The 13,695-nt window shown below is 38.7% G+C and carries 11 protein-coding genes; 1 reads left to right on the forward strand and 10 read right to left on the reverse strand.

Going from position 1 to position 13,695, the window contains the following annotated elements; translation table 11 throughout:
• Positions 1–14 precede the first annotated feature (14 nt).
• Together RRV45_RS16440 and hemA are read right to left on the reverse strand one after the other, a co-directional pair.
• A complete protein-coding gene (locus RRV45_RS16440; protein ID WP_315665762.1) occupies positions 15–848 on the reverse strand; it encodes a cytochrome c biogenesis protein in 834 nt (277 codons plus the stop codon).
• A gap of 12 nt (positions 849–860) precedes the next feature.
• Entirely contained in the window at positions 861–2,207 is a 1,347-nt protein-coding gene (gene hemA, locus RRV45_RS16445) for a glutamyl-tRNA reductase (protein ID WP_315665763.1), read from the reverse strand.
• A 239-nt stretch (positions 2,208–2,446) separates the two neighbouring features.
• Between hemA and RRV45_RS16450 the strand changes: the two genes are divergently transcribed.
• Positions 2,447–2,932, forward strand: coding sequence for a LiaI-LiaF-like domain-containing protein (locus tag RRV45_RS16450; RefSeq protein ID WP_315665764.1), 486 nt, complete (start codon positions 2,447–2,449; stop codon positions 2,930–2,932).
• Positions 2,933–2,964: 32 nt separating this feature from the next.
• Here RRV45_RS16450 and RRV45_RS16455 read toward each other — a convergent pair whose 3' ends face one another.
• The 8 genes from RRV45_RS16455 to tig all read right to left on the reverse strand — a co-directional run bounded on the left by RRV45_RS16455 (position 2,965) and on the right by tig (position 13,637).
• Entirely contained in the window at positions 2,965–3,702 is a 738-nt protein-coding gene (locus RRV45_RS16455; RefSeq protein ID WP_315665765.1) for an amino acid ABC transporter ATP-binding protein, read from the reverse strand.
• A 15-nt stretch (positions 3,703–3,717) separates the two neighbouring features.
• Positions 3,718–4,365, reverse strand: coding sequence for an amino acid ABC transporter permease (locus RRV45_RS16460; RefSeq protein WP_315665766.1), 648 nt, complete (start codon positions 4,363–4,365; stop codon positions 3,718–3,720).
• Between the two features lie 67 nt (positions 4,366–4,432).
• The gene (locus tag RRV45_RS16465) at positions 4,433–5,215 is read right to left on the reverse strand and encodes a transporter substrate-binding domain-containing protein (RefSeq protein WP_315665767.1); all 783 of its coding nucleotides are present in this window, start codon (positions 5,213–5,215) and stop codon (positions 4,433–4,435) included.
• 239 nt (positions 5,216–5,454) lie between these two features.
• A complete protein-coding gene (gene yihA / locus RRV45_RS16470; RefSeq protein WP_315665768.1) occupies positions 5,455–6,036 on the reverse strand; it encodes a ribosome biogenesis GTP-binding protein YihA/YsxC in 582 nt (193 codons plus the stop codon).
• A complete protein-coding gene (gene lon, locus RRV45_RS16475) occupies positions 6,033–8,360 on the reverse strand; it encodes an endopeptidase La (protein ID WP_315665769.1) in 2,328 nt (775 codons plus the stop codon). Before lon ends, yihA begins: the two co-directional genes overlap by 4 nt.
• 250 nt (positions 8,361–8,610) lie before the next feature.
• Positions 8,611–10,278, reverse strand: coding sequence for an ATP-dependent protease LonB (gene lonB, locus RRV45_RS16480; protein ID WP_315665770.1), 1,668 nt, complete (start codon positions 10,276–10,278; stop codon positions 8,611–8,613).
• 367 nt (positions 10,279–10,645) lie between these two features.
• Entirely contained in the window at positions 10,646–11,911 is a 1,266-nt protein-coding gene (clpX, locus tag RRV45_RS16485; protein WP_315665771.1) for an ATP-dependent protease ATP-binding subunit ClpX, read from the reverse strand.
• Positions 11,912–12,353: 442 nt separating this feature from the next.
• Positions 12,354–13,637 carry a trigger factor gene (gene tig, locus RRV45_RS16490; RefSeq protein WP_315665772.1) on the reverse strand — a complete coding sequence of 428 codons (1,284 nt, stop codon included), beginning with the start codon at positions 13,635–13,637 and terminating at the stop codon, positions 12,354–12,356.
• Positions 13,638–13,695 lie beyond the last annotated feature (58 nt).

Below are 13,695 nucleotides of genomic sequence, written 5' to 3' on the forward strand. Positions count from 1 at the left end.
GACAGCCTCCTAATTTACGAATACCAGAAATGGAAAGATGATAGTGAACCGAATAAAAAGAAGTTAATCAAAACAATTAGAAAGGAAGCAATATTCCATAATGCTAATTGCTTCCCAGCAAGCCCCTTGCCTACTTTTAAATAAAGATAAATGCTGTATGCAGCAATCACAATAAAAGAACCGACTACTTTAGAATCGTACCAATTCATATCTGGGACCTTAAGATATGCCCACTGAACACCTAAGATTAAGCTGATCATCAACATGGGAACACCGATTACATTTAATACATATGAGGTTTTATCCAGCTTCGATAAATCAGCAACCCTTAATAGCCGTGGGCCCCATTTCTTTCTTTTCAAAAGATCGTACTGAATTAAATATAATACGGAAAATACAAAAGACAAGGAAAATGCCCCATATGACAATATAGCAACGGTAATATGAATAAGCAGCAATTCAGAAATCAGCTTTTGTGCCATCACATGTGACTCATATTGAACAGGAGCAAATGTGTGTATGGCCATTATGATAAAACCAAGTACATTCGCAAAAAAGACAAAAAAATCGACTCTTAGTAAACGGTTGAATGCTAATGACAAGGTAATAAGCACCCAAACATAGAAATATAATCCTTCAAAAATTGTGAGGACAGGAAATCTGCCTGTTTGTTTCATATACAAAAAGAGAAAGACCGTTTGTAAAAGCCATACAAATGCAAGTAACCAGAAGGCAATTCGGTTTGCCTTCCGGTTATGATGTAAGAAATCAATAAAGTATAGTAAGACACACAAGGCATACAGAACGACAGTGGCTTCGTGCAGCCTTGTCATATAAATATCGATCATATCCAAGTACTCCTACGATTGAAAGGAAGCCTGTGACATATGAGCGATAGAGTTTTGTGATTCGGCTGTTTGTGTGATTATCCGCTCGGAAACAAGTTCTTCGATATTAAAAATTTTTATAAATAAATCTAACGACTTATCAGCATCCTTACCCCCAGCCATTTCCTTCGCCTGTAAAATAGGATCCTTTAATAGCTGATTAATAATGCTCTTTGTATGTTTATTTAATACCTTTTTATCTCGTTCACTTAAGTTTGGCAGCTTTCTTTCAATACTTTCCATTGTTTCAGCTTGAATGGCTAATGCTTTTTCCCTTAAAGCAGAGATAACGGGAACGACACCAAGTAAATTCAGCCATTGTTTAAATTCAATAATTTCCTGCTCAATCATGAGCTGAATGGTTTCAGCTGCCTTCTTACGTTCCTGCAGATTTGCTTCAACAATACCTTCAAGGTCATCTATATCATATAAGAAGACAGTATCTAACTCAGCGAGGGCTGGGTCCAAATCACGCGGCACTGCGATGTCAACCATGAATAAGGGCTTCCCTTTTCGCATCTTTTCAACGCCTGTCATCATTTCCTTAGTGACAACAAATCCTTTTGCACCAGTGGAACTGATTAGAATGTCCGCTTCAATTAATGAGCACTGAAGTTCTTGAAGAGTTTTCGCCTGGCCAGCGTAACGGCCAGCTAAATCCTGCGCTTTTTCAAACGTACGATTAATAACGGTTACCTTACTTGCACCGTTTGCATGCAGATTTTGAATAGCAAGCTCGCCCATTTTACCGGCGCCCAGAATAAGCACATGCTTATTCTCTAATGAACCAAATATCTTTTTTGCCAGCTCCACAGCTGCATAGCTGACAGAAACAGCGTTGGCACCAATTTCCGTTTCAGAATGAGCACGTTTAGCCAACGTAACTGCTTGTTTAAATAAATGATTAAACACCGTTCCAATCGTATGATCTGCCTGTGCCTGCAGAAAGCTTGTACGGACCTGTCCCAAAATTTGAGTTTCCCCAAGGATCATGGAATTCAGCCCGCAAGAGACATTAAATAAATGCTCAATAGACCCTTCCTGCTCATAAATAAACAAATAAGGAGAAAATTCTTCTTTTTCTATTTTAAACCACTCTGATAAAAATTCTTTAATATAGTAACGGCCTGTATGAAGCTGATCCACTACCGCATAGATTTCAGTCCGATTACAAGTAGACAGAATAACATTCTCAAGGATGCTTTTTTTATTCTTAAGCGTTTTCATAGCATCTGGTAATTGAGAAGGGTTAAACGTCAATCTCTCCCGAATTTCAACAGGGGCCGTTATATAATTTAGACCAACAACGACTATATGCATTTAAATTGACACCCCCAAATTAATTGCACAATATTATCTTAATTGTAGCACTTATTTCCCGTTAAATTATGCGAAAATGTGAACAGATCTTGAACTCCTATGATAAAATATTCATTGAATTCTAATAGATTCGTTCAAGAAATTTTTTTCTGTATTTATATTCGACAAAATACTCCCTTATGTACAGTATCAAAAATTACTAATAGATTCAAGTGAACCTTATTGGAAGCGGTGTAAATATGAAAAATCAGAGAATATTTCCTGGAATTATCTTAATTGGCTTCGGAGCTTACTTCTTTCTCCAGCAATCTGATATCACTCTTTTTCAGCCTTTTTTTACATGGCCAAGCCTATTAATCATCATTGGGATCGCTTTTTTATTCCAAGGCTACGGAGCAAAGGATTATCATGCCATCTTACCTGGAGTCATCTTAACGGGCTTTGGCTTGCATTTCCATGTCGTAAACCGTCTTGAAATATGGCCAGATCATATCGGAGCATTTATATTAATTATTGCTTTAGGTTTTTTACTTCAGCACCAAAAATCTAGAACCGGTTTATTTCAAGGACTACTATTTTTAATTTTAGCTTCCTTGCTATTATTTTATGACCGGATTGTTGTATGGTTTGGTTTATTGGAAAACGGTGTTTCAACCGCCTGGAAGTTTTGGCCTGCCATCTTTATTCTTGCGGGTGTTTATTTCCTGTTTTTTAAAAAGAAATAGAGGACAAGGTTATTATTCCCTGTCCTCCATGTTTATAATACCGAATCTAAGAAGTGTTTCGTACGGGTTTCCTTTGGATTAGAGAATAAGTCCTTCGGATGTCCAACTTCGACAATACGGCCTTCATGCATATAGACGGCCCAATCAGCAACCTCTCTTGCAAAGCCCATTTCGTGTGTGACGACAACCATTGTCATTCCCTCTTCAGCCAGCTTCTTCATTGTGGCAAGAACCTCGCCAACAAGCTCAGGATCAAGAGCAGAAGTAGGCTCATCAAAAAGCATGATTTCTGGCTTCATCGCTAATGCCCTTGCAATCGCTACCCGCTGTTTTTGTCCGCCAGACAGCTTCGAGGGGTACACATTTTCCTTATCTGAAAGACCTACTTTTTTCAATAATGCTTTTCCTTCCGTAATAGCCTGCTCTTTAGAAAGTTTTTTCACATATATGGGAGCCTCAATAACATTTTCGAGTACTGTTTTATGCGGGAATAAATTAAAATGCTGAAATACCATTCCTACACGTGCCCGAACCTTATTGAGATCATGTGTTTCCTTCTCAATTTGTTCGCCGCCAATTACAACTAAACCACTATCCTTAAACTCCAGGAAATTGATGCATCGAAGAAGTGTGCTTTTCCCTGAACCGCTGGCGCCGATTAAACAAACCACTTCACTTTGCTTAACTGTCATATTAATATCCTTTAATACGTGCAAATCTCCAAATGATTTATTTAACATGTCAACCTTTATCATAACCTGATCGCTCATATCATAACTCCTTTCTTAATCGCTGCTAGCCATTCTTTTCTCGATAAACCTGACAATAATGGAGAAGAATAGAACTAATACTAAATAGTAAACAGCTACAATGAGCAAGTAGCTCATATAGTCGTATTTAATTGAACCTTGTGTAGTGGCTACATTAAAGAGTTCGTACATTCCAATAAAGGATGCAAGAGAGGAATCCTTTAGGGCAATAATAAACTGATTACCAAGAGGCGGGAGTGCTCTGCGAATGGCCTGTGGAAGAATTATTCTCCTCATAGCTAAGGAAACCGTCATACCAAGAGAACGACCGGCTTCCATTTGCCCATGGTCGACAGACTGAATCGCCCCGCGGAAAATTTCAGCAATATAAGCACCGTTATGAAAGGCTAGTCCAAGAACAACAGCCCAGAAATCCGGCATATTGATAGAAGTTAACCCAAAGTAGAAAATAAAGATTTGTACAACGAGCGGTGTTCCACGTACGAGAAAAATATAAGCATCCGCCACCAACTCTAATACCTTTACTTTTGATATTTTTAAAAAGGCAAAAAAGAGGCCGATAAATATAGCGATAAAAATGGATATAATCGTGAGTTGGAAGGTAAGTACCATCCCTTTTAAGAAAATGGGGTATGTGTCCATGAATTTTGTAAATAAGTCCATAGGCTTTCCTCCTTCAACTAATAATTCTATTAATAAATAGAGGATGACTCAGTCATCCTCTGTATGCTTATTCCTTCTCGGGGTCTTTCGTAATGTCATCACCAATGTACTTTTTACTGATTTCGGTTAATGTCCCGTTCTCATGTAATTTTTCAAGTGCTTCATTTATTTTTTTCAGAAGCTCTTCATTTTCTTTCGCAACGGCTATTGCTTGTTCACTTTTTCCTAGCAATTCTTTTCCAACGATCTTCATTCCGGCACCTATTGCCTCTTTACCTGTAATAAAATCAGTGATGACGGCATCATGCTTCCCTTTGCTCAATGCTTCAAGCGCTACGACATCACTATCATAAAATTTAATATTATCTGTAACAGGCTGGGCGACATCTGCGTAGGTAGTTCCTTTAGCTACAGCAATTTCTAATCCTTTTAAATCATCAATAGTTTCAACCGTACTGTCAGGACGCACATAGATTTGCGGTCCAGAATAGTAGTATGGAATCGAGAAGTTTACGGCTTCTAACCGCTCTTCCGTGATTGTATGACTAGCAACCGCAGCATCAAAGCGGCCAGATTTAACCCCTTCAACGATGCCTCCAAACTTAAACTTTTTCTGAACAGGCTCTAGCCCAAGTTCTTTTGCTACCGCTTCTCCTACCTCAATGTCAAAACCGCTCATCGTTCCATCCGCATTCGTCACACTAAATGGATTAAATTCACCTGATGATGCGTAAGTAAACTTTCCATCCTCGACTAGTTTAAATCCCTCTTTAGATGCATCCTTAGACCCACAAGCAGCAAGAACAATAATAGAAATGAATAAAAGTAAACCTTTCCCTAAATGCTTCACTATCAGAAATTCTCCCTTCTTCTTCTTTCAAATTTTTTTCTATTTACCTAAACATATGATAAGAATTCTCTTAAGATTCATATTTTCTGCTAAATGTATCATAATCAATTTATTTCGCTCGCTTCTAGCAGTCTAAAGCTTTTATACTTTTATATTCTATTACTATATTAAAATTTGCTATATCTCATTCTTATAGCACAATCAAAAATCCCGGTGCATTTCTGCATCGGGATTGGAGCTTACATATAGCTTTTGAGAACCGACCAGGCTTCATCCTTCCCTTGTCCAGTTTCGGACGAAAAGAGAATCAGATGATCATTTGGATCGAGGTCTAGTGTTTCTTTCGTTATTTTTATATGCTTCTGCCATTTCGATTTCGGAACCTTATCTGCCTTCGTGGCAATAATGACACATGGGATTTCGTAATGCTTTAGGAAATTGTACATCATGATATCATCCTCTGTAGGAGGATGACGTAAATCAACTATCTGTACAACAGCTTTTAGCTGCTCTCTAGACGTTAAATACGTTTCAATCATTTTTCCCCAAGCTTCCCGTTCCTTTTTAGAAACTTTAGCGTAGCCATAACCTGGGACATCGACAAAATGCAATATCTCATTAATTAGGAAAAAATTTAACGTTTGTGTTTTTCCAGGCTTAGATGAGGTCCTAGCTAACGCTTTTCGATTTAACATTTTGTTAATAAACGATGATTTCCCAACATTGGATCTGCCTGCTAAAGCAAACTCCGGTAAAGCCTCACTAGGATATTGGTCAGGCTTTACCGCGCTAATGACGATGTCTGCTGAAACTACCTTCATGCTTCTACACCACCAGTCAATGCATGCTTTAACACTTCATCTACGTGGGAGACAAGCACAAATTCTAACTCGCCTCTGACACTCTCAGGTATATCATCAATATCCTTCTCATTATCCTTTGGAAGAATGATTTTAGTTAGACCCGCTCGATGAGCACTAAGTGTTTTTTCTTTAACGCCGCCAATTGGCAGGACGCGCCCACGTAATGTGATTTCCCCAGTCATGCCTATTTCTTTGCGAATTCGCTTGCCAGATAGTGCCGAAACTAATGCGGTTGTAATTGTAATACCAGCAGAAGGTCCATCCTTAGGAACAGCTCCTTCAGGAACGTGAATGTGGATATCATACTTTTCATGGAAATCTTCTTCAATTCCTAACTCACTAGCTTTGGAACGAACATAGCTAAAGGCTGCTTGAGCTGATTCTTTCATGACATCCCCAAGCTTCCCTGTGAGGACAAGCTTGCCTTTCCCAGGTGACAGTGACACTTCGATTTGCAGTGTATCCCCGCCAACCGTTGTATATGCAAGCCCTGTTGCCACACCCACTTGATCCTCAAGCTCAGCTTGCCCATAGCGAAAAATCGGTTTTCCTAGGAAGTCTTCTATATTTTTTTCCGTAATGATAACCTTTTTCTTCTCACCTGAAACTATAATCTTCGCTGTTTTCCGGCAAATGGTAGCCAGCTGTCTTTCAAGTCCGCGTACACCCGCTTCTCTTGTGTAATAGCGGACGACTTTTTGAATCCCGTCTTCGCGAATTTGAAGCTGAGATTTGGTGAGGCCATGCTCTTTTATTTGTTTCGGTAACAGATGGTCTTTAGCAATATGAATTTTCTCAAGTTCTGTATATCCGGCAATTGTGATGATTTCCATCCGGTCTCTTAAAGGTCCAGGTATAGTAGCCAAATTATTGGCTGTTGCGATAAACATGACTTTAGACAGATCATAGGTTTCCTCTATATAATGATCACTAAAATTATGATTTTGTTCAGGGTCTAGGACTTCAAGCATGGCTGAAGACGGGTCCCCCCGGAAGTCACTTGACATTTTATCAATTTCATCTAGTAAAAATACTGGATTGATTGTTCCTGCTTTCTTCATTCCCTGAATAATACGGCCTGGCATAGCACCTACATACGTTCTTCGATGTCCCCGAATTTCAGATTCATCGCGAACGCCACCTAGTGAAATACGGACAAAATTCCGATTAAGTGACGTAGCAATGGAACGTGCCAGGCTTGTTTTTCCTACTCCAGGGGGTCCTGCTAGACAGAGTATTGGCCCTTTTAACGAATTCGTCAGCTTTTGAACAGCTAAGTATTCCAGCACACGTTCTTTCACCTTTTCAAGGCCGTAATGGTCATTATTTAAAATACGTTCAGCTTTATGAATATCTAAATCATCTTCTGTTGCCTTGCTCCACGGCAAGGAAATCAGCCATTCAATGTAATTCCGGATAACGCCGCTTTCCGCAGAGCTTGAAGGAATTTTTTCATATCGATCAAGTTCTTTGAGTGCGGTCGTTTGAACATGCTCCGGCATGCCGGCTTTTTCAATTTTTTCAGTGAGGTCGGCAATCTCGCCTGTCTTTCCTTCTTTATCCCCAAGCTCTTTCTGGATGGCCTTCATTTGTTCGCGCAAATAATATTCCTTCTGTGTTCGTTCCATTGATTTCTTTACGCGCTGACCAATTTTCTTTTCTAAATTTAATACTTCTTTTTCATTATGAATGATTTCGATAACTTGATTCATCCGCTCTTTGACATCAAAGGTTTCTAAAATGTCCTGTTTTTCCTTTAGCTTTAAAGGCAAATGGGATGCAATAATATCTGCCATGCGACCAGGCTCTTCAATATCCGAAACCGCTGAATAGGTTTCCGCTGATACTTTTTTCGATACCTTTATGTATTGTTCAAAGTATTCCAGCATGGTCCTCATTAAAGCTTGATCTTCTGTATCCTTTGTTGTTTCCTCTTCGAATACTTCTATTTTGACTGCGTAGTGGTCAGGGTCATCTTTAAATTCGAGGATTTGCGCTCTTTTTAATCCTTCTACTAAAACCCGGATGGTCCCATTAGGAAGTTTAAGCATTTGTTTAACACGTGTTAATGTTCCAATTTGGTATAAATCCTCTTCAGCCGGTTCATCTATCGAAATTTCTTTTTGCGTAGTCAGGAAAATTAAATGGTCATCTACCATCGCTTTTTCAAGGGCCAGTACCGACTTTTCACGTCCAACATCTAAGTGTAGGACCATTGTTGGGTAAACTAGCAGACCCCTAAGCGGCAGGAGGGGGACGATGATTTCTTTCTTTTTCGCCATAACCTAGGAAGCACCTCCAAAATACATATCTTAATTAGCTTAAAATTGCTAATATTTTCTTTGTACAATTCTAACTTATTTGCGCAGCAGTGTCTAATTTAAAAGCTAAGCAGCCTCAAAGGATCAATACACCCTGCTATTCAGGCTGATGCGGATATTTCTCGTGTCATCTTAGCTCCGCGTATCCGTATTCTCAGCATAAAGAAAACTCCGGCTATCATGCTGGTAACAATAAGCCGAAGTTGACCATCTAAATGCTTTCTTTTTTTGCCAATTCAATTGAAGCAGTGATGGATTGTTCCAGGTGAAAATTTTTCTTTAAGGCTAGTTCAAAAACTTCATTTAAATGGCTTACAGGAACAATTTTGATTCCGGTTATTTCTTTTAAAATGGATTGCATATTATCTTTTGGGATAATCACGGTTTGAGCACCAGCCTTTTTCGCTGCCTTCACTTTTGGATAAACACCGCCAACTGGTTTTACATGCCCATGTATACTGATTTCCCCTGTCATTGCAACGGTATGATCTATTGGATACTTATATATCGCAGAATAGATTCCTGTAGCCATCGCTATACCTGCTGATGGACCATCAATTGGAACGCCTCCGGGAAAATTAACATGAATATCATAGTCGCTCGCAGGGACTCCCATCGATCGGAGAACGGTAATAACATTTTCAATGGATCCTCTTGCCATACTTTTTCTGCGAATGGATTTTCCTTGTCCGCCAATACTTTCCTCTTCAACAATTCCTGTAATATTGATACTGCCCTTTTCTTTAGCAGGAATGATGGTTACCTCAATTTCTAGAAGAGCACCTGAATTTGGACCATATACAGCTAGACCATTTACTAAGCCCACTTCAGAGCTCGTGTTTATTTTTCGTTCCATTCTCGGTGTCAGCTGACTCGATTGAATCACCCACTCAATATCCTCATCTCTTATGTAATTTCGATCTTCTGTAATGGCAAGACCTGCTGCAATTTGGATCATATTGACAGCTTCGCGGCCGTTCCTTGCGTAAGAAGAAAGTATCATTAATCCGTTCTCGCTAATGGCCAGATTCACTTTATCGGCTGCCCTTTTGCCGACATCAGCGATTTCTTCTTCGGCCAGCTCCCTGAAAAATACTTCCATACATCTGGATCGAATGGCTGGAGGAATTTCACTTGGGGTTCTTGTAGTTGCTCCAATTAATCGAAAATCAGCGGGAAGTCCATTTTTAAAAATATCATGAATATGGTTTGGAATTTGGGTATTTTCCTCATTATAATATGCACTTTCCAAGAATACTTTCCGATCCTCTAGCACTTTTAAAAGTTTATTCATTTGGATAGGGTGAAGTTCTCCAATTTCATCAATAAATAGGACGCCTCCATGTGCATTTGTGACAGCCCCCTGTTTCGGTTGAGGAATTCCTGCTTGTCCCATGGCTCCTGCACCTTGATAAATGGGATCATGAACGGATCCAATCAACGGGTCTGCAATCCCTCTTTCATCAAATCGGGCAGTAGTTGCATCTAATTCGATAAATACGGATGATTGTTTAAAAGGGGATTTTGCCGTTCTTTTTGCTTCTTCTAACACCAATCTTGCTGCGGCTGTTTTTCCTACCCCTGGAGGACCATAAATGATCACATGCTGCGGGTTTGGGCTGCATAATGCTGCTTTTAATGATTTAATTCCATCCTCTTGACCTACTATGTCTGCAAAGCTTGATGGCCGAACTTTTTCTGCTAAAGGCTCAGTTAAAGAGATGGATCTCATCTTTTTCAATTGGTCCATTTCTTTTCTTGATTCTCTATCAATTGATACTTTCTGTGTGCGTTGATTTTTAAGCAAATTCCAGAAATATAGACCAATCACAATTCCAAAAAACAATTGAATAAATAAGGCGATCCCCGTCCAACTCATACTTTTCCCTCCTGCAATCTAGTTCTCGGTGATATATGCTAGTATCTCCCTGACTGAGTTGGAATAAACAAGATTTTACTGTAAAAAGCTGGGGGGATTTTGAATATCTAGTTCGGATTTTTCATTGCCCGGTAGAGCTAAATTTTGACTTTTGCGGTAAATAAACGGCATCTTTATTGCCAGTAAAAGCCTTATTTAACCATGTGCGGTTAATAGACTTTATTCTCATTGACCAGCAAAAGCCTACTACCGCCTTCTAAGGTAAATGAATTGTCTTAGAATAAAATAATGAAAATCTCTAGGTAACATTAAAAGCCAAACCTGTTGAGGTTTGGCTTTTAATAAGACGTTGACCACTGCTTTTGCCTTAAGCTGAAGTTTTTCTTTCTTCTTTTATGATTGTGCCGTCTTCAAGAATTAGCTTTGGTGATGAATTCTCTGTGATTGCTTCCTTCGTAATGATACATTTTTTAATATCATCACGTGAAGGAAGGTCAAACATGACATCCAGCATAATTCCTTCAATAATAGAACGAAGTCCGCGAGCACCTGTTTTGCGCTCAATGGCTTTTTTCGCAATCTCCACTAGTGCAGCCTCTTCAAATTCAAGCTCAACGTTATCAAGCTCAAGCATTTTTTGATATTGCTTTACTAATGCATTTTTTGGTTTAGTTAGAATCTCGATTAATGCTTCTTCATCCAGCAAACCAAGACTTGCAATCACTGGAAGACGGCCAATAAATTCTGGAATTAAACCAAATTTCAGTAGATCTTCTGGAAGCACCTTAGTCAGAAGTTCTTTTTGGTCTACCTCAGTATCTTTTGTAGAAGATCCAAAACCAATAACCTTTTGACCTAGACGGCGCTTGATAATTTGTTCGATGCCATCGAAGGCACCTCCACAAATAAATAAAATATTCGTTGTGTCAATTTGAATAAATTCCTGATGAGGATGCTTGCGTCCACCTTGAGGCGGAACACTTGCCACTGTCCCCTCTAGGATTTTTAATAATGCTTGCTGAACCCCTTCACCGGAAACATCTCTAGTTATAGAAGGATTTTCAGATTTACGGGCAACCTTATCAATTTCATCAATATAAATAATGCCTTTTTCTGCTTTCTCGACATCATAGTCTGCTGATTGAATGAGTTTTAGTAAAATATTTTCAACATCCTCACCAACATAGCCTGCTTCCGTAAGTGATGTTGCATCAGCAATAGCGAATGGCACATTTAAAATACGTGCTAATGTTTGCGCCAATAATGTTTTACCGCTTCCAGTTGGTCCAATCATACAGATGTTACTTTTGAAGAGCTCTACATCATCGATTTTACTATTGGAATTAATCCGTTTGTAATGGTTGTACACTGCTACTGATAATGATTTTTTTGCCTGGTCCTGCCCAATTACGTATTCATCAAGAATGTCACGGATTTCAGCTGGTTTTGGTACATCTTTAAACTCAACTTCCTCTTCAGTTCCAAGCTCTTCTTCAACAATTTCGGTGCAGAGCTCTATACATTCATCACATATATATACACCTGGACCGGCTACAAGCTTTCGCACTTGATCCTGCGTTTTTCCACAGAAAGAACACTTTAATTGTCCTTTTTCATCACTAAATTTAAACAATTCCTTCACCCCTTAAAAAACTTCCATTTGGTATTATTTCTGCGAATCTTATGCAAACAGTTACGTATTTAAAGCCCCTTCTTTACATTCAACTTTTTGTTATGTATTGCATTGTAACATATTTTCACAATGGACTGGAAATGAAAACACTTAGGAACTGTCGGCTCCGCTTTTCTTTGTCCAGCTTCCGCTTTTCTGTTATGTATGGCTGTCGCAAAGAGGATTCACATTTTACTTATGTTAAAAATTATATTCCTAATAAACTAAGCTTAACCATTATTGATCAATTTAAATCGAGAGAATTTATCCAATTCCTTCATATGTAGGTTATTAAAAGACATTATGTAGCAATATGATTAATTATGTATGTAATTATATGTTTATTGTATAAAACAAGGCACGAATAGTTCGCGCCTTGTTCATAATTTGAAAGTGTTACTAATTATATAGTTTTGCTATTTTCTACTAAGAACTCAATTGCTTTTTTAATTTGAAGATCAGATTTTAGTCCTTCTAGGCTTCCAAGAGCTTTTTGGATGTTTTCAACTGACATGTTGTACATTTCAGCCATTTTATTAAGCTCTGCAGTTACCTCTTCGTCTGTTACTTCAATGTTTTCTGCTTTCGCAATTGCTTCAAGAGTTAAGTTAACACGTACGCGGTTTTCAGCTTCTTCTTTCATTTGCTCGCTAAGTGCAGCTTTATCTTGACCAGAGAATTGGAAGTAAAGCTCAAGGTTCATGCCTTGCATTTGAAGACGTTGTTCGAATTCATTCATCATACGGTCGATTTCTGTATCAACCATTACAGATGGAAGCTCGATTTCAGCATTTTTTGTAGCTTTTTCAACTACAGTATCTTGAACAAAATGCTCAGCTTCATGCTTCTTGCTATCAACTAAACGAGCTTTAATTTTTTCTTTAAGAGCATCTAAAGATTCAACTTCTTCATCTGCATCTTTAGCAAACTCATCATCTAGAGCAGGAAGTTCTTTTGTTTTGATTTCGTGAACTGTTACTTTGAACACAGCCGGCTTGCCAGCTAATTCTGCAGCATGGTACTCTTCAGGGAATGATACTTCAACATCCTTAGATTCGCCAGCTGCAGTGCCTACTAATTGATCTTCAAATCCAGGAATAAATTGACCTGAACCAAGCTCAAGAGAGTAGTTTTCAGCTTTTCCGCCTTCGAATGCTTCTCCGTCAACAAATCCTTCAAAATCCATTACAACTGTGTCGCCGTTTTCTGCTTTTCCTTCTTCTCTCACAACAAGCTCAGCTTGTTTTTCTTGCATAGATTTAAGCTCGTTATTTACGTCTTCTTCCGTTACTTCTGTATCGAATTTTTCTACTTCAAGTCCTTTGTATTCGCCAAGCTTTACTTCAGGCTTTAAAGTTACTTTTGCTGTGAAGATTAAGCTCTTGCCTTTTTCGATTTGTTCTACATCGATTTCTGGGCGATCTACTGGCTCAATTCCAGTTTCTTCGATTGCACCTGCATATGCCTCAGGCAGAAGAAAATCAATTGCATCTTGGTAAAGTGATTCAACACCGAAACGCTTTTCAAACATTCCGCGAGGCATTTTCCCTTTACGGAAGCCTGGAACATTAATTTGTTTAACGACTTTTTTAAATGCAGCGTCTAAACCTTCGTTTACCTTTTCTGCATCTACTTCAATTGTAAGAACTCCAAGGTTCCCTTCTAGTTTTTCAAATTTAGCAGACATATAATTATTTCCCTCCAACAATCTATTATCATTTCATTCGTAACGAATTGGTATTGAT

It is taken from the genome of Bacillus sp. DTU_2020_1000418_1_SI_GHA_SEK_038 (assembly GCF_032341175.1).
In the GTDB taxonomy this organism is placed as follows: Bacteria; Bacillota; Bacilli; order Bacillales; family Cytobacillaceae; genus Cytobacillus.

What these genes read in the sequence shown, in the direction of transcription:
- RRV45_RS16440 (WP_315665762.1), bottom strand. Translation starts at nt 848, where the DNA reads ATGATCGATATTTATATGACAAGGCTGCACGAAGCCACTGTCGTTCTG.
- hemA (WP_315665763.1), bottom strand. Translation starts at nt 2,207, where the DNA reads ATGCATATAGTCGTTGTTGGTCTAAATTATATAACGGCCCCTGTTGAA.
- RRV45_RS16450 (WP_315665764.1), top strand. Translation starts at nt 2,447, where the DNA reads ATGAAAAATCAGAGAATATTTCCTGGAATTATCTTAATTGGCTTCGGA.
- RRV45_RS16455 (WP_315665765.1), bottom strand. Translation starts at nt 3,702, where the DNA reads ATGAGCGATCAGGTTATGATAAAGGTTGACATGTTAAATAAATCATTT.
- RRV45_RS16460 (WP_315665766.1), bottom strand. Translation starts at nt 4,365, where the DNA reads ATGGACTTATTTACAAAATTCATGGACACATACCCCATTTTCTTAAAA.
- yihA (WP_315665768.1), bottom strand. Translation starts at nt 6,036, where the DNA reads ATGAAGGTAGTTTCAGCAGACATCGTCATTAGCGCGGTAAAGCCTGAC.
- lon (WP_315665769.1), bottom strand. Translation starts at nt 8,360, where the DNA reads ATGGCGAAAAAGAAAGAAATCATCGTCCCCCTCCTGCCGCTTAGGGGT.
- lonB (WP_315665770.1), bottom strand. Translation starts at nt 10,278, where the DNA reads ATGAGTTGGACGGGGATCGCCTTATTTATTCAATTGTTTTTTGGAATT.
- tig (WP_315665772.1), bottom strand. Translation starts at nt 13,637, where the DNA reads ATGTCTGCTAAATTTGAAAAACTAGAAGGGAACCTTGGAGTTCTTACA.